Genomic DNA, 21,817 nt, shown 5'->3' with positions numbered 1-21,817 from the left:
TTATGGATGCAAATACAATAATAGAACATATAAATGGAGATATTCTAACCGTTATTTCTAATTTTATTGAACTCAAAAAGTCCGGAACCAATTACAAAGCTTGTTGTCCATTTCATAATGAGAAAACAGCATCATTTATGGTTAATCCTGCCAAGGGAATCTTTAAATGTTTTGGATGTGATAAGGGAGGTAATGCTATTGAGTTTATTAAACAACACGAGGGTGTAGAGTTTAAAGAGGCGGTTGAGATAGGAGCAAAGAAACTTAATGTTTCATTTGAGTGGAAGCCCAGTACTAAATTCGATGAAGCCAAATATAGACATCTCGAGAGTCTGCACATTGCATGCAATATTGTAGAGCATTTCTTTACTGATAATTTGAATCACAATAAAGCTCAGAACTATATAAAACAACGGAATCTAGTTATTCCTAACGGTTATGGTTTTAGCATTGGTTATGCGCCTGATGGTAATGCTTTGTTGGTTTATGCTAGAGAAAAAGGACTTAAAACAGAAATACTAGAAGAGATTGGCGTACTAAAAAGTAATGAGAAAGGTATTTACGACTTTCTGAGAAACCGTTTGATATTTCCTATCTCTAATTCTACAGGACAAACCATTGCTTTCGCTGGCCGTGACTTAAACGAGAATCCAAAGATCAAATATCTCAATACACCAGAAAGTACCATCTATGTAAAAAGAAACGAGTTGTATGGATTAAATGCCGCTCGTTTTGCCATAAGGAATGAAGAACGAGCCTATATAGCAGAAGGATATTCAGATGTGCTCAGGATGCATTCCATTGGCGTAATCAATACTGTTGCCTCTGGAGGAACTGCATTAACCTCAGCACAAGCTAAATTATTAAAACGATATACCAACAAAGCAACGCTTATTTATGATGGTGACGCTGCAGGATTAAGAGCAACAGATAGAAATGCAGAAATACTCATTAAAAATCAATTTCATGTATCAGTAATTATTTTACCTGAGAAACAAGATCCGGATTCATTATTTGTAAGTAAGGATGTGTTTCTTGAATACAATGAGAAGCAGACGGATTACATCATCTTTAAAACGGCTCAATATACCGAAAAGTCAAGTTCAGATCCTGTATTCAAATCCGAAGCCATAAAGCGTATATCAAAACTCATTGCCAATTACGATAAAACAAAGCAGGAAGTATATATTGAGTTTGCTGCAGATCAAATCAAGCCCAAAAAAGCATGGCAGGATGCTGTAAAGGAATTGTGTAAGGATGAACCCAAAAGGTTGCAGCAATACACCATACCCAAAGACGTCAGTTTAAACGAATTTAATAGATGGGGTTTCTATGTTGAGAATAACTGCTATGTATTTCGTAATAAAAAAGGAGATGACTTTGTTACACATTCTAATTTTGTGATGGCTCCGCTTTTTCATATTGAAAGTCCCATAAATGCCAAGCGTTTATATGAGATAAAAAACCGTCATAACTTGGTTAAAATAATGGAACTTCCACAAAGAGACCTAGTGAGCATTACTGCATTCAAATTACAAATAGAATCATTGGGAAATTTCTTGTGGACAGGAGGGGAGAGCGAACTCAATAAACTAAAAGCCTGGCTCTACGAAAAGACAAAGAGCTGCAAAGAAATCACTCAAATGGGATGGCAGCGTGAAGGTTTCTTTTGTTGGGGTAACGGCATATTTGATGGTGATAAGTTTATAAAGGCCGATAGATATGGAATTGTACAGCACATCTCAAAGTACTTCTATATTCCTGCTTGTTCCGAGATTTATGAAACGGATGACACTCTATTCGAATTTGAGCGACACTTTATTCATAACGAAGGAAACATTACACTTTACGAGTATGCGCAGAAATACACCGTTGTATTTGCCGAAAATGGTATTGTAACCTTATCGTTCTATTTTGCCTGTTTGTTTATGGATATTATCTCTAAACGCTTTGATAAGTTTCCCATTTTAAACATGTATGGCCAAAAAGGATCAGGGAAAAATACCTGTGCCGAAAGTATTCTGTATATGTATGGTCGGAAGGGCAAAGTGCCCAATCTTCACAATTCAAGTAAACCATCCATTGCCGACCATGTAGCATCTAGTGCCAATGCAGTTTGTGTTTTGGATGAATACCGAAACGACTTAGAAATGGAAAAGCGAGAACTATTAAAAGGGTTTTGGGATAAGACTGGGCGAACTCGCATGAATATGGATAAGGACAAGAAAAAAGAAACCTCAAAAGTAAGCCAGGGAATTATAGTCTGCGGTCAGCAAATTGCCACAGCTGATATTGCCTTGTTTAGCCGTTTTATAGCCTTGGGTTTTTCTAAAACAACTTTCTCTTTTGAAGAGAAAAAGCTCTTTGAAGAGTTGGAGCAAATCAACAAACAGGGACTTACTCAAATAACTCATCAATTACTGAAGCACCGAGAAACCTTTGCCAAGAACTATAATAAAACAGTAAATGCTGTAAGTGATCAGTTTCGTGAGCTCCTGGGAACAACCACCATCGAAACCCGAATCTTTAATAATTGGCTCACCATAGCTTCAGCCTATGCCACAGTAGCGCATATTGTAGAACTTCCGTTTAAATACAACGACATCATTCAGCTATTTACACAAATGATGATTACACAAAACAAAGAAACTGCCCGAAATGATGATTTGGGAATATTCTGGAAAACTGTACAATATCTGATCAGTTCAAATATGCTGTTTGAAGGAGGAGATTATAAGATAGTTTATGCCGATAAAATAATCCGAACCTTTAAAGAGAATGGATCTTGGCAAAAGAGCGATATCATATTAAAAGAGGCAGAATATGTTCTATACTTATCCGTTAGCAGAGTATTTAGTTTATACAAATCACAAGCATTAAGAGAAGGGGATAAGCCACTACCAGATGCAACTGTAGAATACTACCTAAGAAATAGCCCAGCTTTTATATGCGATACCAAGAAGGTTAGTTTTAAAAAGATTGATGCCAAAACAGGTTGCCAGGAATTCGATGAAGTAGGTAACAAAAGGTTTACCAGTACAACTGCCTTTGTATTTCATCTTGACATGCTTAATGTGAGCATTGAGGTTCCTAATAGAAGCACTTAAATAGCCAAGGTCAACTTCAAATATATAAACGAGAGTTTCTAAAAATAGAGACTCTCGTTTTTTTAGTTAAAGGTTGAAAGAATAGTCAGTTGGACTTTTTGCTCAAAACATGAAATGCTCTTGTAATTTTAGTTACTTAGGGTACTTATATTACTTATAATGATATTAACAATTAATTATCAGCAGCTTATGGGGTATTGTGTTTCTATGAGGCGTTACTTGCAGTTACTTAGGCTTACTTAGTAAGTAGGTATTTCTAATAGTACTTACTTAGTTACTTAGAAAATAAAGGATTGCTAAATAATGTAATCAACAATAAACTAGTCTTTTAACCCGACTAAGTAAGCTAAGTAATGTAAGTCTAGTAAATATATGTTCTTTATAGATATGCACATCCATTATTAATTATCAATAAGTTATCTTTACATCATAGCTGTCAGGGGTATAATTGTATAAATTATGCGCCAAAATTCTTATTGTACTAAACAAGTAGTCTTTCTATTTGGGCAATATCTCGAAAAGTACGTTAGATATAGTCTGAATATAGAGTTAGGACATCCCCAATTCCAAAAAAGCTTTAAAAAGCAGTCTCAAGCACTCAAGATATACATTACAAGGCTACTTGTATCAATATTTCACTTGCCTTTAAGCGTATTAATCAATATAAACCTAGGCATATGATAGTGCGTAGAACGATATTAAAGCAGGAATTGGTGAAGAAACTTTATCCTGATAGTATTTCCATCAGATCGGCAATGCAGCAGCTCCGAAACGAAATTGATGTTTGTCCGGCACTCAAGCAACAAATTGAACTGGCAGGAAACACTAAACGTCACTATTACAATAAACAACAACTACTTTTAATCCTGGAACATTTTTGTGTAACTCTCGAAGAATTTGAACAGCTTTAAAAAGTATTGGACTAAATGTTATAATATTTTATGTAACCGATATTACAAACATCAATATTAAATATTTTTTACACAAATTATATTAATTTGCTTTTAAGGATAAGACAATTTGATCACATATCTAAATTGCCATGTACGTTTCTGGCAAATAAATAGTAGAATTATGCTTGAATTATCAGGCAATAAACATTATTGACAAAAATTTGTTTATCACTTATATGCAATAATACGATAAGAACAACTATGTTAAAGCCAGTTTGAATCAAAACCTACGAATGAAATTACCAGTTCATATTTTAAAAACAAAAATGCACCTACCTCAGTTCCCGTTTAATTACATTAAACGGAGTTATCTTCATGAAAGGTATGAACAACATAGCACATGTAAAATTGTACTTATTGCTGCCCCTTCTGGATATGGAAAGAGTTTATTAGGAGCATCTTTTGCTAATACTGAAAATTGTTCCGTATGGCTCACCCTTACTAAGCATGACAAGCAACTCAAAACTTTTATAGAGTATATTATATACACTATAAAAAAAGAGGTTCCCTCGTTCGGCGATGATATTATTGAAATTTGTAATCAAGCACTAGCATTAGATGATATAGATATAGTTGTTCAATTGTTTGTTAAAAACCTTGAACGACTAAATAAAACTATTTGCTTTGTTTTGGATGATTACCATACCGTTAATACAAAAACGGTAAATGATTTCATAAATGAATTATTTTGTTATGACATCCCAAACTTTAAGTTGATTATAATTAGTAGAAACGACCCATCTTTGCCATTACTAGAATGGAAGATGAAGCAACTCATTTGTGAATTTCGAGTGAATGATTTACAATTTAACGAATATGAAACAGATGCCTTTCTAAAAGCCTCCAAGGCTCAATATCCGCAAGAAAACTATGTTCAAAGTCTTAATCAAATCACGGAAGGTTGGGTATCAGGATTAAAAATATTACAATTAGCCAATGTTCCAATATCTAAAGTTGATATGCAAAATCATCATTTGGACTCAAAGGTGTTAACACAGTATGTTGTTCATTTACTCAATGCATATTCTGTAAGTGAAAGGAAACTTATTCTGGCACTATCATTTTCTAATGAATTTAATTGTGATTTGTTTAACGAACTCCAGAGTGTAATAGCAAAGAACGAAAAAATCTCATTTACGGCTATAAAACAAAAACTTATTAAAGACAGTATTTTTATTATTGCTTTGGATAATGATGACAACCATTACCGATATCACCATCTATTTCAAAAGTTATTGCAGAACATTGCAAAGGTTGAGTTTTCGAATGAAACTATTCAAGCCCTCTATTCTGCCGTAGGACACATGCAATTGTCAAAATTTGAATACGGAGAAGCCTCTGTCTCCTACCTTAAAGGAAATAATATACACATGGCCTTAAAGGTTTTTGGCATTGCTCGATCACGATATTTTAACAATTCTGACTGGATTTCATTGGAAGTTTTGATGAATGTATTTGAGGATACGAACCAACTTGATTATGCTATACTATTTATTACAAAAGCTTGGTCAAATATATATTCAGGAGATATCCTAAACCTCAAGGAGAATTTTGACAAAATAGAGGCATCAATCAAAAAAGATTTCCAAGATAAGCCGGATTATTCCCATTATATGGGTGAACTTTTTGCATTGAAAGCCTACTATTATTACAATTATGATGTAGATATGCATAAATCCTTAGATTATTCTGTAAAGGCTCTCAACTTATTAACGGAAAACAACTGCTATGCCATCGGAATAGCATGGGTTTTTTATGGAGGATCAATGCAAGCTTTGGGTAAAAGTAAGAAAGCAGTAGAAAATATTAATATTCAAATAAATAAGATAGAGCAGAATTGTATTAAGTCCAATCTGTATTTAATACTTTGTTATATAAACTGGTTGGATGGTAATATTTTACAATTGAAGAATATCGCAATATATTTAAATAAATTTGCTAAGTACGCAAATAATAAAGAAGCCCTGGCAAATAGTTATTACTTTTCCGGAATAGCAAACTACTATTTAGGTAATAAAGATGATGCCAAAGATGACTTTAATGAATTTTTAGAGTTAAAGCACTTTACCATTATTGTTCATCAATTTTTCGGTTTAGCAGCAATGGTTTTATTTAGCTTAAAAAATGATAGCAAGAATCATATGGATGCATTCTTGAATAAGTTGGAACTTATAGCATTCAAAAGCAAATCAAAAACTTATATTGATTTGTATTTGGCTATTTCAGCACGCACTAAATGGGTGTTTAATCAAGACCCGGCTTCTTTAGATTGGGCGATGACAACTGATTTAAGACCATTTATACCAATGTCTGATTTCACCTCAGCTCCAATACAACAAGCCTCAATATTAGCCACCTCCAACACAATAGAGGGTTATACCAAGGCCTTAGAACTATTAAATGATCTGCTTCTTTTTTTGAAAGGTAATAACAATATTGTTTTTACAATAAATACCAATATCCTTAAAGTTTTAGTTTTATCACATCTAAATAGGGTAGAAGATGCTCGATTGTTATTTGCAGAGCTAATACAAACAGCAAGATCGTTTCAAATTAAGCTACCATTTGCTATACTGGGAGACTATTTGTATGCTTTCTCCGATATAATGTTTAATGATTCTGATTTAAGATTTTATAAGGAGCTATTATCAATGTATACCGAAGCTGACGGTACAAATATAGAACTCTTATCAAAAAGAGAACTAGAAGTATTTCGATTGATAGAACAGGGTTTGTTAAATAAGCAAATAGGTGCAACCCTTTATATTTCTGAAAAAACGGTTAAAAGACACATTGCAAATATTTATAAAAAAATGAATATTAAAAACAGAAAACAGGCTGTTAAAATGGCACATGAAATTCACAATTAGTGCTTTACTTTATTAAATCACAAAACAAGAAATATAATTTGCTTTCCAATCCTCACCACGGTTATTTTAGATAGCGTACTTTTATTAAATCGTATATTTAAACAAAATATACATCTACAAAAGGTTACTTATGTTTTCAGTTTTACAATGAAATCATTTCTGGTCATCAATAGAAGATTACCCACAACATACCCATGTATAGCCCCCATATGTAATCGAAGAAATTCATTTTCATTACAATTTTTACACCCTTTTTACACCCCCTAATATACTGGCAATAGTAAAGCGTTTTTTAAATTTGTTTAGAATCAATCTAATTAAAAAAATGAAGGTTCATAACATAGTTCAGACATTTATATGTACAGCCACCTATCAAATTACGGTGGAAGGTAATATTAACGATACTAATCTTCCGCTCATATACGGCATGAGTATCAATAAAACTAGTTTTAATGCTAAGTTACTTTCTACTATAACGGGTGTAGTAAAGGATCAAGCTGCACTTAACGGGCTGCTCACCTCATTGACAGATAATAGATACACTATCGTTTCTGTTTTAAAACTGTGTTAATCTTTCAAACAAAAACATCATTAGTTTTTACTAATACATAAATAGTAAATGTAAATTATTATCCGATATAAATAAATGCTAATCTTTCTTATTAAATAATCAAATTATGAAAAGTTATTTAAACTTAAATTTGCTAGCTGTGCTCTTTCTTTTTTTAGGAATTCACATTCAAGCACAAACGAGTACCATTAACGCATATGAGCGTCCAACAAAATTTGACGCACTAGAGTGGCGTTTTATTGGTCCTATGATTGGAACCCGTGGATCTGTAGTTCTTGGGCACCCAACTGAACCTTATACATTTTTTCACGGAGCCGGTAACGGACTCTGGAAAACTGAAGATGCCGGCGTGTATTGGGAACCTGTTGGCGACGATGATTTTAATTATGGTAGTATTGGAGCTATGGAGTTTTCAGAATCAAACCCCAAAATTGCCTATGTAGGTTTAGGTGAACCACAAATGCGAAACAACGTTAGTTGGGGCGATGGTGTTTACAAATCTACCGACGGCGGCGATAATTGGACGCATGTAGGACTTAAAAATGTTAAGCATATCTCTCAGGTGCGTGTGCATCCTAAAAATCCTGATGTAGTTTTTGTTGGTGCCTTTGGCGATGCTTTTGGACCTAATGAAGACAGAGGTGTTTACCGCACCAAAGATGGTGGTAAAACTTGGGAGCAAGTACTGTTTAAAAGTGAAAAAGCCGGGGTGATTGATTTGGTGATGAACCCATCGAACCCGGATGAGCTTTTTGCTGTAATGTGGGAGTTTGAGCGTAAAGCATGGGGACCAAAAACAGGTGGACCTGAGTCTGGTATGTACAAATCTACCGATGGTGGTGATACATGGACCGAGATTACTTACAATAATGGTTTACCTGCAAAAGGACGTGGTCGTACAGGTATTACCATGTCGGCAGCCGATGCTAAAAAGATTTATGCTTTAATTGATTCTGAAACAAAACCGGGTTTATATGTTTCCAACGATTTGGGTGAGAATTGGGAATTTGTTTCTGATTTCTTCCAGATAATTGGTCGTCCTTTCTACTACAGTCATATTATGGCAAGTCCGCACGATGCCAAAGTACTATGGTGTCCTAATAACCGTACCTTTAGTTCTAACGATGGTGGTAAAACATGGGAACTTCAACCGGGTATTAAAGATGACTTCCACGATTTCTGGATTTGCCCTAAAGACCCTAACCGCATCATTGGTACAAACGATGGTGGTTGCCAGGTGAGTATGACAGGCGGAAAAACCTGGAGCAGTCAGTATACACAGAAAACCGCACAGTTTTATCGTGTAAACGTGGATAACGATTTCCCGTATAATGTATATGGTAGTGGACAAGATGTTTTGGCATATAAAGTACCTAGTGCTTCTCGCTGGGGTGGTATCTCAGGTTATGAGACTACTATTATTGGTAATGGTGAAATTAGTAGTGTTATCCCTAATCCGGATGATTTAAATATTGTATACAACATTTCAGGTGGCTCGCCAATGGGTAGTGGAGCTCCTTTTACAGTAAATAATATCGCCACCGGACAAAACGAAGTACGCTCAGTATGGCCTGTGCCATTATTCGGCTTAAATGGCTACGATTTAAAATACCGCTTCAACTGGGATTTAGCTTATTTCTTATCTCCACACGATTCTAAAACGATTTACTTGGGTGGTAATGTATTATTTAAAACTACCGATGAAGGTTTAACCTGGGAAGTTATTAGTCCTGATTTAACCAATGATTTAAAAGAACGCCAGAAAATAACAGGTACGCCATGGTTATCTGAATATTTTGGTCAAGAAATATACTCAACCATCAAGCGCATGGATGAATCACCTGTTAAACAGGGTGTTATATGGACAGGTTCTGATGATGGTAGAATTCATGTTACCAAAGATGGAGGAGCCAATTGGACAGATATTTCTATTAAAGATAAGTACTTGCCAAAATATTCTCAGGTATATGAAATAGAGCCATCGCCATACGATGCTGCTACAGCTTATGTGGTGTTTTCAAATTTCAATACCTATAACGACTACAAACCATACATCTATAAAACAACGGACTATGGACAAACATGGGTAAACCTATCAGAAAATTTTCCACAAACGGAGATCTCTCGTACCATTCGCGAGGATAAAGTGCGCAAAGGATTGTTGTTTGTTGGTACAGAAAATGGTGTTTACTATTCGTTAAACGATGGAAAAAGCTGGGATAAGTTAAAAGCTAATTTACCAGCAGTACCTGTGGTTGATATGAAAGTTAAAGACAATGATTTAGTAATTGCTACTAACGGTCGTGGTTTTTGGATTATGGATGATATAACTCCATTACGTGAATTACGAACCGAATCAGATAAAAAATCTGTTCATCTATATCCAATTCCTGATTACACTCGCTTTGGATATAATTGGTGGTTAGATTATGTTCCAGGCGGTGACCCTGGTACAAAAAAGAACTACTTTGTTCAAAATATGCGCCCTGGTTTAACCTATTATGAAGAAACTTTTAAACTAGTAAATGGTGAGCGTAAGCGCAAGTTTATCGATGCTGGAGACCCAAAACCATTAGGCCCTGTGTTTTATTTTAAGTTAGAAAAAGAGCCTAAAGAAATTGCTATTCAGATTCTAAACAAGGATGGCAAAGTTATTAGAAATTATGGTAAAGCAGAAATGATGCTAAACTATGGTAAAGAGGACGATTTTAACTCAGGACTAAATAAGTTTGTTTGGGACATGCGCATAGATATGCTACCTAGAGTACCAACAAGACCTCCAACAGCAATTATGCCAATTGTTCCTCCGGGAGAGTATCAGGTGAAACTGTTGGTTGATGGTACTACTGAAACGCAGAACTTTAAGATAAATATGAGTCCTAAAGAAAATTATACACAGGCACAAGCCGATGCCAAGTTTGAATTTTGGATGGAAATGTATAATGAGGCTGCACAAATGACCGACAATGTTATTCAAGCCTTGCAAGTAAGAGATGAAGCCAAAGAAAAGCTTGAGACATTGAAAACGTCAGGTGCATCGGCAGGTACTATTAAGAAAGCTCAAAAACAATACGATATTATTGCCTCTACGGTAAATAATTATGAAGCAGCATTTGTTTCAACAGGTAGAACTTTGGCTGAGGTTATTAATTTACCAGCTACTTTGCTGTTTAAAATGTCGTTTATGAGCGGAATTTTAGATCATTCTGAAGGACCTGTTTCCGAAAGTATGAAAGTTGAGTATCAAGGTGTGTTAAATGATGCTAAAAAAGCAGATGCATCCTATAAAAAAAATATAGAACCTCAACTAGCGAAATTCAATAAACTGCTAAAATAGGTAAATCAATGTGGGAGACTTGAAACATAGTCTTCCACATTATTATTTCATACATGAACCAAAAAAAATTACAACAATTATCAAAAAATGCTCGATTTGCTAGACAAGTGCATAGAAAATCGGGTATAACTTTAATGGTTTTTATATTAATACTTTCTATAACAGGTATATTATTAGGCTGGAAGAAGCATAGTGGTGAATTTATTACACCAAATACGTATAGTGGCAGATCCGTTCACTTAAAAGATTGGATTCCTTTAGATTCTATCAGTGAAATGGCAAAGTTTTATTTATCTGATAAAATTTCGGAAAACACTTTACGAATTGATAGAATTGATATCAGGCCGGAAAAAGGAGTGGCTAAAGTTCGATTTTCTAATTATTGGATGGTTCAGGTAGATGGAAGTAATGGACAATTGTTACATATAGGTAAAAGAAATGCTGATATAATTGAAAAAATTCATGATGGCAGCATTGTTGATCAGTGGTTTGGTTTTTCTAATGGTTTTTTCAAATTGGTATTTTCCACCACACTCGGCTTAGCGCTTTTATTATTTATTATTACCGGATTTATTATTTGGTATACACCAATTCTCTATCAAAAATATAATTAACTATTTCTATGAAAATACTTATAACCCTCTTGTTTATAACAGTATGTATTTCTGGTGTTTTTGCTCAGACAGAGCAAAAATCGGCAGATGAAATAGCTCGTGAATTGTCTAATCCCGTAAGTGCTTTAGGTAGTCTTATTTTTCAAGGTAACTATGCACAATGGGGAGGTTCTGCGCAAGATGTTACTTCGCAAAATACTAGCACACTAACCTTCCTTCCTACACTTCCCGTATCCTTAAAGACTGGTAATTTAATTTTTCGACCTATTGTTCCTGTTTCTGCGGGTTTAACGGTAGACCAATATGGTAATTGGCAAAAAAAACGAGGTTTAGGTGATTTGGGTCTGATGGCGATGTATGGGTATATCTTTAAAAGCGGTATCGTTTTAGGAGGAGGTCCAAATTTTCTTTTTCCAACAGCAACTGACGAAGCTATTGGCAGTGGACAGTTTCAGGTAGGACCTTCAGCAGTATTTGCATTTATACGGAAATGGGGGGTGTTTGGAGGTTTATGGCAACACTACTATGGAGTAGGACACGGTGATGATAACGTTAATCTAGGTACTTTTCAGGCGTTTTATTGGTTCGGAATAGGAAATGGTTGGCAAGTTGGAGGAAGCCCTACATTAACTGCAAATTATGTTAATGCAATTGATACTGATTTTTCAGTTCCTGTGAACCTTGGCTTAGCCAAAACAGTAATTGTAGGCAAAATGCCTCTTAAACTTACTCTGCAAGGGCAATATTTTGTAACTCGACCAGATTATGCGGGGCAAAGTTGGGGTGTGTTTTTTCAGATAACTCCGGTGATAAAACTACCATGGGGGTAGTTAATAGTTACGCTAATAACCAGTTTTATAAAAACATATAGGTAATGAAATACAAATACGCAATAATACTGGTATTAATACTCATTCTTGATGTTAGTATTGGTACTTCACAGGCACAAAATGAAGGAACAGTAGTATTAACAGACTCAACAGAATCGAATTATCAGAATAATGACGCTATGGGAGGACCAAAAACAGTTGGGGCTCAATTGCAGGCAGACAATCAGAAAAAGGACTTTTATTTTAGAGTTCCGGTGAGGGTTATGCAGCCATGGTATGAGATGAAACAAAAGGTTAATGAAAAATTCGGGATTCAGTTTGGGGTAAATTACACCTCGGTATTTATGCATTCAACAGCCACTATATCAGATGTCAATCGCAATAATACTAGTAGTGGGATTTTGGATCTACAAGCTGGGTGGAATCTGGTTAACAGGAAGACTGGTAAGAACAAAGGAACTTTATTTCTTAAAATTAATAGTCGGCATGCCTACGGCGACTTTACTAACCCAATGTTTCATGGGATTTTCGAATCGGGTTATTATGGACTGCCTGCTACGGGCTTTAATAACTATAGTATTAGAGCACTAGAGTTAAATTGGCAACAAAACTTGATAAACGATAAGTTGACCATAGTTTTAGGAAAAGTAGATGTAACAAACTACTTTAACTTTCATGGGTTAATTGTGCCCTGGCAACATTATTTGGGTTATGGATCTTCAGTTTCAGGAACTGTAAATTGGCCAAATCAAGGAGTAGGTATAGTTGCCGGATATAAAATTACAGATAATATTTACGCTATGGGAGCCCTAACTGATGCTTATGGTGATCGATTCAATGATGGTGAGTTTTTACATTTTGGAGATCAGTTTTTTAAAGGTAATTTTTTTAAGGCTTTAGAGGTAGGTTATGTGCCAAGCATGGCAGAACGTTATTTCAAAAAAATAAGTGTTACATATTGGGATACTGATGCATATACTAACCCTGCAGGAGGAGAAGTCGCATTTGCGCAAGGATTAGCTATATCATCGCATTGGTTTTTCGCAGAAAGATTCATTCCTCATTTGAGATTCGGTTTTTCCAATGGCAACGGGGAGAATGCTTTTTATAAAAAAGATCTACAGATTGGTCATGGCTTAAGGTTTAAATCCCACGATATTTTAGGTACCTCATTCAGTTGGGCCGAAACAAATATTCCTGGCTCAAAAGATCAAATGACCGTTGAAGTTTTCTATCGCTTTAATTTGACTGCCCATTTAGAAATTACTCCGGATTATCAGTTTATAATTAATCCAACATTTAACCCAGATTCTAATACATTAAGTTATTTTGGTATTAGAGGAAGAATAACAATGTAGTAGCATAAGTATTATAAATATGGATGGAGAAACCAAATTAAAATTATTAACATTTTTATTCATTATCATCCAATGTAAGTTCTGTTTTGGACAGGATGATATCGACCGATGGGATAACTGGTTTCTGTTAGGAAATAAAGTTGTTTTTGGTGGAGATAAAGATTATCGCCACTCGCACGAATTACAGAATTATTAAAAACCTAAGGTATGTCAAAAGTTAAAAAATTAATTACTGTACTGGCCTTACTAATATCCATTACTTCTATATACTCTCAAGGGATAGATAGTACACAGGTGGGGAAAGAATATCCATATATATTGCCTATTTTAGGTCAAAAATCATATGAGCGAGGTTACAAATTACCTAAGCCCTTTGGTGTAATGCTTAATTCAATATTTACGAAACAAAATATTGTTTTAGAAAATTTTATGCTCGATTTTGTAAAATCAGGAGAAACACCTGACTTAAAAGATTTGAGTGATATAATAGATTTTGGTCCTTCAACAGTAAAAGTACTTACAGCGAACGCTCGTGCGGATGTATGGATATTACCATTTTTAAGTTTGGGAGGTTATTATGGGCGTTTTACTAGCGAAACACGTATTTCACTTGAAAAGCCATTGGAGTTAAATGCTAAATCAGAAAGTGATGGTGCTTATTGGGGGTTTAATGTACTGGCTGTAGCTCCTTTGGGTCCAATAAACTTAGGAGTAGATTATAGTTGGTCTTGGTCACAAAATGAATTATTAGATAAACCTGTATTAGTAAATGTTGCTGGAGTAAGGTTTATAAAAAATTGGGGTATAAAAAATAAGTCCGACATGTTTGTAGGAGCATGGGCAGGTGCTCAATTTCAATTCCTTGATGCCGGTACAGTAGGGAACGTAAGGCTTGCTGATGTAATTGATGTAGAGGGAGGAGCAAGGCAAGATCTTGACGATTGGTATGGTTCTATCGAAAATCCTAATGAACTACATGATTATTTGTATAACAAAATGAATGAAGGATTAGATGACCTTGAGAATACAACTGTTCATTACCAATTTGATAAAAGGTTAGAGCGTAACTGGAATTTTATAGTTGGGGGTCAATGGCAAATAAATAGAGATTGGCAAATTAGAACTGAGGCAGGTTTTCTACCCGGAAAATATCAAGTAATGATATCTGCGAATTACCGTTTTGGTTTTTAAATATCCCCTTTTGAAAAAGGCTGTATAGTTTAAACTTTAAAAACTAGCATATGAAATACCTATTCACTTCTTTCTTTCTTTTAAGTAACATCTTATTATGTGCTCAAGATGTAGAAAAAGTTACTTCCTTCAATTTTGGTGGATACATTAAAGCCGATTTTATCAATACATGGTATCAAAATGGTGATGTTGGTGAACGAAGTCCTTTGAGAGATTTTCATTTACCCGGACATATACCTGTTGGGCCATCTGACCAAAATTTTGATTTAGATTATCATACCAAAGAATCAAGATTCAATTTCGATGTAAAAAGTAATATTTTAGGAAAAGAAATTCATGGTTTCATAGAGCTTGATTTTATGCTGTCGTCGGCAGGTGATGAGAAAGTAAGTAACTCTTTTAATCCTAGATTGCGACATGCTTATTTTGAATGGGATAGATTATTAGTTGGGCAAACGTGGAGTAGTTTTATGGTTGTAGTTGTGCCAGATGAAATCGACTTTTCAGGCGCTTTGGATGGTTTAGTGTTTGTGCGCCAACTGCAAATAAGATATAAAGCTGGTAGTTGGTGGTTTGCCCTCGAAAATCCGGAAACAACAATTACCGAATACCAAGGCAGCGCTACTAATGTAACAGATTCTGAAATATTACCAGATATTATAGTGCGTAAAAACTTTTCGGGTCATTGGGGTAACTGGACAATTGCAGCTATAGGACGAACTTTGCATAAAAGAGACTCTCTAAGCAATAGTACAGTCGGTTTTGGACTTACAACAGGTGGAAAACTTGTTGTCGGTGGTCAAGGGGACGACTTTAGAGCGGTGGCTACCTACGGAAGTGGCTTAGGCCGATATTTAGCAGCAGGGTTCTTATCTGGAGCAGTAGTAGACGAAAATCAAAAACTTAATGTAATACAAACCATAAATGGATATATAGCATATAATCATTTTTGGAAACCTAAAACCCTGAGTTCTAGTTTTAGTTTATCAGCCTATAAAGCCATGCATAACAACGAACTTGTATCTAATGATATTAACGATATGAGTTATAGTATTTCAGGTAATCTAAAGTGGGATCCAGTATCTAAACTGCGTTTAGGTGTTGAGTATATCTACGCCGGACGTGAACTACTTGATGGTACAAGTGGCACTTTTCATAGAATTCAATTTGCTGCAAAATATACCTTTGGTTATCACAACTCAGTAGCTGATGAAAAACGTTAAAACCTTTAACTTATGAGACTAAAAAAAACAAAATCGATTGGTGTTGTTCTATCTCTTGCATTCAATTTTTTATTGGCATATGGTCAAGACGATAAAAAAAGTTCGGAATACTCTCCTTATGAATTGCTTTCGAGTTATTATCATAATGATTTTAAACCTTTTAAAAAAGGAAGTTGGTATGTGGGAATGGGATTTGATTTTAGTGATCAAAAGAGTCTGAACACTAAGGGACTCTTGCAAAATGTGCTTGATGGTAATGATCTAAACTATAGTATACAACTTAAGGGTGGTTATTATACAGGAGATTATGGTATGGTAGGTCTTAATTTAGAAATGTATGAAAGTGAATTTGTTGGTATGGTATTTAGAGATCCCGACACACTTCAAACTAACTCTATTACAAGAGGCTATAGTATACAGCCTAATATTAGATCATCTGTTCCTTTAACGAGAAATGAACGTTTAAGTTTTTTCACTATGATTGGTGTTGGTTATGGAATTGAACTTACTAATACGAGGGATATAAAAAATATTGATGAAATTTCGAAAACCTTTTCTACAACCCATAATATTGGGATTGGAATAAGTCCTGGGGTTACCTTTTTTGCTATGGAAAACTTTGCTTTTGAGGTACAGCTTAATGTACTAGGTTATGATGTTAAAATTACTAATACTGAAATTGACGGGATTGAACAATCCAAAGATGTTAGGCATAATGTTAATTTTAATATCGACATTCTATCTCTTGATATGGGCTTAGCCTATTATTTTTAATTTAAATATTGATTGTAATGAAAAAACTAAATATCATAACAGTAATAGTTATTCTTTTTTTATCAGCATGTGTAAAAGAAGATTATTTTGGATTGTCGAAATATGGTAATATTAAAATGATAGAGGTAAGCAATCAAGCTAGTCAGGCTGTAATTAACTCTGATAGTTTAACAGCTACAGTTGAAATACCTCCAGGAGTTGAACTTAGTGGTTTGATAGTAAAAACGCTTGAGCTTTCCTCTTTTGCGAAATCAGATATTAATGTTGGGGATGTTATAGATCTTTCAGACAAAGTGGAGGTTAATATAACGTCTGAGGAAGGTTCTGTTATAAAGTGGCAAATTATACCTTATATCGCCTCCGCAACCCCTTCATTACCAAATGGAGATTTTAGTTTATGGTACCAAGCTGCAGGTGGATATTATGAACCTGGAGAGTCAGAATCTACAACAATTTGGGGAACAGGTAATGCAGGTACACAGATTCTTGGACTTACGGCAACTACACCTATTGAACTTGAAAGTGATAATTACGCTGCTAAAATGGAAACCCTTGATAATGGAAGTTTAGCTGCCGCATTCGGAACTCCTATTTCCGCAGGTTCTATTTTTGTGGGGAAATTTGATAAAGATGCTATAGATCCTTCAGATCCAGAGGCTGCCATTGAGTTTGGTTCTCCATTTGCAGGGCGTCCTAAATCATTGAAATTTAAATACCAATATACTCCTGGAACTGAAAATAAAGATAAAGATGGAAATATATTGCCAGATGGGGATATGTGTGATATTTATGCCTACTTAGAGATAAGAACAGATGATATAAGACGCCTGGCTACTGTTTGGTTTAGAGATGGGAATGAGCAACCAAATTTAAGTGAGTTAACATTAGATTTTATTTATGGAGAACTTCCTCCAGATACGCCAGATTATATGAAGCCAGAAAATGGTCTTTATGTAGAGAATGAAGTAGTTGAGTATATTTTGCCAACACATATCACCTTTGTTGCATCTTCTAGCTATGATGGTGCTAACTTTTCTGGTGCAGTTGGGAGTATGTTAATTATAGATGATGTACAATTAATCTATGAGTAAAGAAAGTCTTTATTAAGGAGGTTTTGTTATGTGTTATTTAAGAAGTTTATTTATAGTGCTTATTTTTGCCATTCCGCAATGTTTGTTGGCGAATAATGATAGTATTTCTGTGAGTAAGAAGAAAAATAAAATTTCCTTTAGAGACCCTGTTGATAATGCTTTTGATGTGAGTTCTTTTTTGATTGAACACCGTGGGCTTCTCCCTGTTCCTGTACTAATAACTGAACCTGCTGTTGGTTATGGTGGTGGTGGTGCTCTGCTCTATTTTCATACTCGTAAAAAGAAGTATAACGTTAATGTGCCTCCTAACGTAACAGGCATTGCCGGCTTTGGAACAGAAAATAGAACCTGGGGTGCAGGTGCTTTCCATTCACATATTTTTGGAGAGAATAGAGTACGTACAATCACGGCTCTCTTTAAACCAGATGTATGGATTAATTATTATGGAAACAACAATCCACTATTAAACAAAAATCCCATCAAATTAAACATAGATGCATGGCTTATCTATCAAAGTGCACAAGTCAGAATTTCATCAAGCAAGTTTTATATAGGTGCTTCTTACCTATACTTCAATAATCAAATAAGGATAGACACGATCCCTGGTAAACCATTGGTGAATGAAATTATTAAACGCTTAGAAACAGAATCCGTTATTAGTACCTTAAAGCCAATGATTGAGTATGATAGCAGAGATAATGTATTTACTCCAACTAAAGGTATTAATGCTGAACTTGCCTATAATTACTCTGCCAAATGGATGGGAGCTGATGAAGATTATGGTGTTTTAGATACAGATATACAAGGTTTTGTGCCCTTTGGTGAAAAAACTTACTCAACTTGGAAATTCACAGGAAGTTATTTAGTTGGCGATGCACCTTTTTATGCCTACCCTTTTATACAAATGAGAGGAATTCCTGCCATGCGATATCAAAGCGACAATGTTATGGTGGCAGAAACCGAATGGAGATACAATGTATATAAACGATGGTCGGTAGTTGGCTTTACAGGAGCTGGCAAGGCTTTTCAGTCATTTGATGCATTTGATGGAATAGATTGGGCATATACAGTAGGTACTGGTTTTAGGTATGAGATTGCTCGCATGCTAGGCGTTCACATGGGAACAGATTTTGCTTGGGGTAATGGTAAAGAATTTGCATTTTATATAGTTTTTGGAAGTTCTTTTTAAACTATTTAGTAAAGAAATAAATAAAGGTGACTGTTATAGACTAAATTTTCTAATGTCTTACTGAAATGAAAGACAGAATTGTTTGCGGATAAGTAAATTAGCTTTTTTTACACCAAAGGTTTATTTGAAACATAAATAATTTTCCAATTAATATTTTGCTTTAAACAACCATAATTAAACAAATCTAACCAAATTTATGATACGCTAACCAAATCTAACCAACTTTCAATCTACCTCCTACTATATGTTTGCTCTCACTATGGAAGCAGACACAAAAAAGATATTAGGCACACTTGGCATTTTAGCAGCTATTGGCGGAGGATTCTACCTTATTAAGAAGGGGCAGAACCTTCTTTCAGGTGCAAAAATGAACTTCGCACTGCTTGGCTTTCGCATCCATAAACTGAATTTACAAGAAGTTCATTTTGCCGTTAAACTGCGTTGTTATAATCCCACAAAAGCCGCTGTTTCATTAGCTATAAATCAAGTTGTAGCGCAATATAAAGGTGCAGCCATTGCCTATTCAACTCCAAGGATTAAGGCACTTACTATTGCTCCAGGAACCACACAAGAACCACAAATCGTTTTTCAAGTACCCTTTCTCAACCTATTAGGTAAAGGCCTATCCATGGCACTGCTTCAAAACACTGCACAGCTAAAAGCTGATATGAGTTTTGCCTTAACGCTAAGTATCAATGGCGAGACCATTACCACCACACAAAATCTAAAAGAAGAACAACATATGAGCGGATTAGCATTGGGACAACTCGGTATAGTATCCGGTCCTCGTAATACACAAGATGGAACCAAGTACAATAAACTCATTAAAAAAGCCGACGGCAATCAAGTCCTGGTAAAAAATGGCAATGTACTAGAAACCGTTGAAGGCTGTATTGATATTGTAGCATCCCATTACCATGAGGTGGAAGATCTAGCTCAGTATTTACAAGCTGATACACTCAAAGAAACCTGTCGCAACATCTTTAATTTTGCCTATAAGCATCTACAATATCAAAAAGATGAAGATGGCACAGAGCAACTGCGTACACCCGCTCGTAGTTGGCTAGATGGTCAAATCAAATTCAAACAACAAGGAAAGAAGTCATCAGGTATTGATTGTGATGATTACAGCATCTTCTGTGGGTCAATTTTGAAGTGTTTGGATATTCCATTTAAGTTCCGCATTACCAAGTACGATGGCAAACAGAACTTTCAGCACATTTATGTTTTTGTGCCTGCTGCCGGTGATAGTGAAAACGAAATAATCATCGATCCAGTGCTATCAAAATTTGATTACCAAAAGCCCTACAGCTTTCAACAATCTGACTTTAATATGTCACCACTTCAAATGGTCGCAGGTATAAGAGGTGTCGATGGCATATCGGGAACCAATACCTTAGGCTTACCCATCTACGCACTATCAGGTATTGATACCAATGAAGGAAATCAGTATACAGAGTTGATGTCGATCGTTTCAGGATTGGATTTTGAGGACAGCATCAATGGTCTAGGTAACGCAGAAGATGCCACATTAAAATATCTCATACGCACTCGTGACTTCTTATTGAAAAGCAAGAGTAACAAGGCTAAAATGGCACATATCCAAAATCCAGATCAGTTTATTAGCATGCTCAATCAGGCCATTAAATTTTGGAATACACCAAAGCGTGATGCAGTATTAGATAAACTATCTATAATAGAAGAAAAACTTGCCGAAAATGGACTCATTAAATACGATAGAGATGCTATTGAAGGATTACTTGATTTCGATGATTTAGAAAATGAGATGGATGGTCTGGGGCGTAGAAAGCGAAGAGGCCGTTTTTGGAGAGCCATCAAACGAATTGGAAAGAAGGTTGGCAAAGGCATCAAGAAAGCCGGTAAAGCTATTGGTAAAGCAGCTAAAAAGGTGGTAAAAGCCATTGTTCGCTTCAATCCCTTATCCATTGCCATCAGAGGCGGATTACTAGCAGCATTGCGCCTAAATATGTTTGGCATTGCTAAGAAACTACAATACGCTTATCTACCAGATGCAGTAGCTTCAAAACACAATATTTCGTTAAGCAAGCTAAAGGACTTAAAGAAGCGACACAATAAAGTAAGAAAGCTTTTCAATGGTCTTCAGGGCAAAGAAAAGAACCTGAAGAATGCCATTTTAAAAGGAGCCAAGCAGAAGAGCTCTGATTTCTCATTAAAAGGAGTGGAAGGCTTATTATCAGACCTTAAAGGCTTGGATTCGGTAGGAGAATTAAATGATTTAGGTAACCTGGGCGTTGTTGCCACTGCAGCATCCATAGGAGCAGCAACAGGCGTATTAACCAAGATCAAAAACTGGTTAAAGCCCGTGAAGAACATCTTCAATAAAATACGAGGCAAAGCAGCCGTTAAAAAGATTGAGAAATACGCAAAACAAGGCAAGCAGGTGAGTGATGCCATTCAACAAAGGGCAAAACAATACCAACAAATGCAATCGCAGAACGCCTTACCTGCAGAAACCCCAGATAATATTTTACCAGAAATAAGAACAGAAGTACCACGACAATCCTATAGGGCTGTACAACCCTCACCACCAATGGCTCGGATGCCTACAACACCAGGCAATGTTAGTACGCCCAAAGGCATTAGTAAAGGAGCTAAAATGGGCATCGGAATAGGAGTAGCAGCCCTAATCGGAACAGGCGCTTATTACCTTTTTAAGGATAAGAACCC

The 21,817-nt window shown here is 35.5% G+C and carries 15 protein-coding genes; all 15 read left to right on the top strand.

Annotated features, from left to right (window positions below):
• Positions 1-2: 2 nt before the first annotated feature.
• Positions 3-3,107, top strand: a complete 3,105-nt coding sequence (gene dnaG, locus A8B35_RS22090) for a DNA primase (RefSeq protein ID WP_075604055.1) — start codon at positions 3-5, stop codon at positions 3,105-3,107.
• Between the two features lie 677 nt (positions 3,108-3,784).
• Positions 3,785-4,018: a DUF4248 domain-containing protein gene (locus tag A8B35_RS22085; protein ID WP_075604054.1), complete on the top strand. Its 234-nt coding sequence runs from the start codon at positions 3,785-3,787 to the stop codon at positions 4,016-4,018.
• 275 nt (positions 4,019-4,293) lie between these two features.
• Positions 4,294-6,930: a LuxR C-terminal-related transcriptional regulator gene (locus A8B35_RS23830; RefSeq protein ID WP_075604053.1), complete on the top strand. Its 2,637-nt coding sequence runs from the start codon at positions 4,294-4,296 to the stop codon at positions 6,928-6,930.
• A 325-nt stretch (positions 6,931-7,255) separates the two neighbouring features.
• Entirely contained in the window at positions 7,256-7,501 is a 246-nt protein-coding gene (locus A8B35_RS22075; protein ID WP_075604052.1) for a hypothetical protein, read from the top strand.
• 106 nt (positions 7,502-7,607) lie between these two features.
• Entirely contained in the window at positions 7,608-10,838 is a 3,231-nt protein-coding gene (locus A8B35_RS22070; protein ID WP_075604051.1) for a VPS10 domain-containing protein, read from the top strand.
• Between the two features lie 53 nt (positions 10,839-10,891).
• Positions 10,892-11,452, top strand: a complete 561-nt coding sequence (locus A8B35_RS22065; protein ID WP_075604050.1) for a PepSY-associated TM helix domain-containing protein — start codon at positions 10,892-10,894, stop codon at positions 11,450-11,452.
• An 8-nt stretch (positions 11,453-11,460) separates the two neighbouring features.
• Positions 11,461-12,282, top strand: coding sequence for a hypothetical protein (locus A8B35_RS22060; RefSeq protein WP_075604049.1), 822 nt, complete (start codon positions 11,461-11,463; stop codon positions 12,280-12,282).
• A 44-nt stretch (positions 12,283-12,326) separates the two neighbouring features.
• Positions 12,327-13,640, top strand: coding sequence for a carbohydrate porin (locus A8B35_RS22055; protein ID WP_075604048.1), 1,314 nt, complete (start codon positions 12,327-12,329; stop codon positions 13,638-13,640).
• A 19-nt stretch (positions 13,641-13,659) separates the two neighbouring features.
• Positions 13,660-13,836 (top strand): hypothetical protein, encoded by a 177-nt coding sequence (locus tag A8B35_RS23480; RefSeq protein WP_171973258.1) that lies wholly within the window; start codon positions 13,660-13,662, stop codon positions 13,834-13,836.
• Positions 13,837-13,847: 11 nt separating this feature from the next.
• On the top strand, positions 13,848-14,831 hold the full coding sequence (locus A8B35_RS22050; RefSeq protein ID WP_075604047.1) for a hypothetical protein: 984 nt from the start codon (positions 13,848-13,850) through the stop codon (positions 14,829-14,831).
• Between the two features lie 50 nt (positions 14,832-14,881).
• Entirely contained in the window at positions 14,882-16,054 is a 1,173-nt protein-coding gene (locus A8B35_RS22045) for a DcaP family trimeric outer membrane transporter (protein ID WP_075604046.1), read from the top strand.
• A 12-nt stretch (positions 16,055-16,066) separates the two neighbouring features.
• Positions 16,067-16,828 (top strand): hypothetical protein, encoded by a 762-nt coding sequence (locus tag A8B35_RS22040; RefSeq protein WP_075604045.1) that lies wholly within the window; start codon positions 16,067-16,069, stop codon positions 16,826-16,828.
• A 17-nt stretch (positions 16,829-16,845) separates the two neighbouring features.
• Positions 16,846-17,919: a PCMD domain-containing protein gene (locus A8B35_RS22035; protein WP_075604044.1), complete on the top strand. Its 1,074-nt coding sequence runs from the start codon at positions 16,846-16,848 to the stop codon at positions 17,917-17,919.
• Between the two features lie 28 nt (positions 17,920-17,947).
• Entirely contained in the window at positions 17,948-19,108 is a 1,161-nt protein-coding gene (locus tag A8B35_RS22030; RefSeq protein ID WP_075604043.1) for a BamA/TamA family outer membrane protein, read from the top strand.
• A 259-nt stretch (positions 19,109-19,367) separates the two neighbouring features.
• Positions 19,368-21,817: hypothetical protein (locus A8B35_RS22025; protein ID WP_139314986.1), on the top strand; the 2,450-nt coding region annotated here is incomplete at its 3' end.

Source organism: Saccharicrinis aurantiacus (genome assembly GCF_001660705.2).
Taxonomy (GTDB): domain Bacteria; phylum Bacteroidota; class Bacteroidia; order Bacteroidales; family Marinilabiliaceae; genus Saccharicrinis; species Saccharicrinis aurantiacus.
Note: the sequence above shows the minus strand (reverse complement) of the source record. Positions and strands in the feature narration are given on the sequence as shown.

What these genes read in the sequence shown, in the direction of transcription:
- A8B35_RS22030 (WP_075604043.1), top strand. Translation starts at nt 17,948, where the DNA reads ATGTGTTATTTAAGAAGTTTATTTATAGTGCTTATTTTTGCCATTCCG.
- A8B35_RS22035 (WP_075604044.1), top strand. Translation starts at nt 16,846, where the DNA reads ATGAAAAAACTAAATATCATAACAGTAATAGTTATTCTTTTTTTATCA.
- A8B35_RS22040 (WP_075604045.1), top strand. Translation starts at nt 16,067, where the DNA reads ATGAGACTAAAAAAAACAAAATCGATTGGTGTTGTTCTATCTCTTGCA.
- A8B35_RS22070 (WP_075604051.1), top strand. Translation starts at nt 7,608, where the DNA reads ATGAAAAGTTATTTAAACTTAAATTTGCTAGCTGTGCTCTTTCTTTTT.
- A8B35_RS22045 (WP_075604046.1), top strand. Translation starts at nt 14,882, where the DNA reads ATGAAATACCTATTCACTTCTTTCTTTCTTTTAAGTAACATCTTATTA.
- A8B35_RS22075 (WP_075604052.1), top strand. Translation starts at nt 7,256, where the DNA reads ATGAAGGTTCATAACATAGTTCAGACATTTATATGTACAGCCACCTAT.
- A8B35_RS22050 (WP_075604047.1), top strand. Translation starts at nt 13,848, where the DNA reads ATGTCAAAAGTTAAAAAATTAATTACTGTACTGGCCTTACTAATATCC.
- A8B35_RS23480 (WP_171973258.1), top strand. Translation starts at nt 13,660, where the DNA reads ATGGATGGAGAAACCAAATTAAAATTATTAACATTTTTATTCATTATC.
- A8B35_RS22065 (WP_075604050.1), top strand. Translation starts at nt 10,892, where the DNA reads ATGAACCAAAAAAAATTACAACAATTATCAAAAAATGCTCGATTTGCT.
- A8B35_RS22060 (WP_075604049.1), top strand. Translation starts at nt 11,461, where the DNA reads ATGAAAATACTTATAACCCTCTTGTTTATAACAGTATGTATTTCTGGT.
- A8B35_RS22055 (WP_075604048.1), top strand. Translation starts at nt 12,327, where the DNA reads ATGAAATACAAATACGCAATAATACTGGTATTAATACTCATTCTTGAT.
- dnaG (WP_075604055.1), top strand. Translation starts at nt 3, where the DNA reads ATGGATGCAAATACAATAATAGAACATATAAATGGAGATATTCTAACC.
- A8B35_RS23830 (WP_075604053.1), top strand. Translation starts at nt 4,294, where the DNA reads ATGAAATTACCAGTTCATATTTTAAAAACAAAAATGCACCTACCTCAG.
- A8B35_RS22085 (WP_075604054.1), top strand. Translation starts at nt 3,785, where the DNA reads ATGATAGTGCGTAGAACGATATTAAAGCAGGAATTGGTGAAGAAACTT.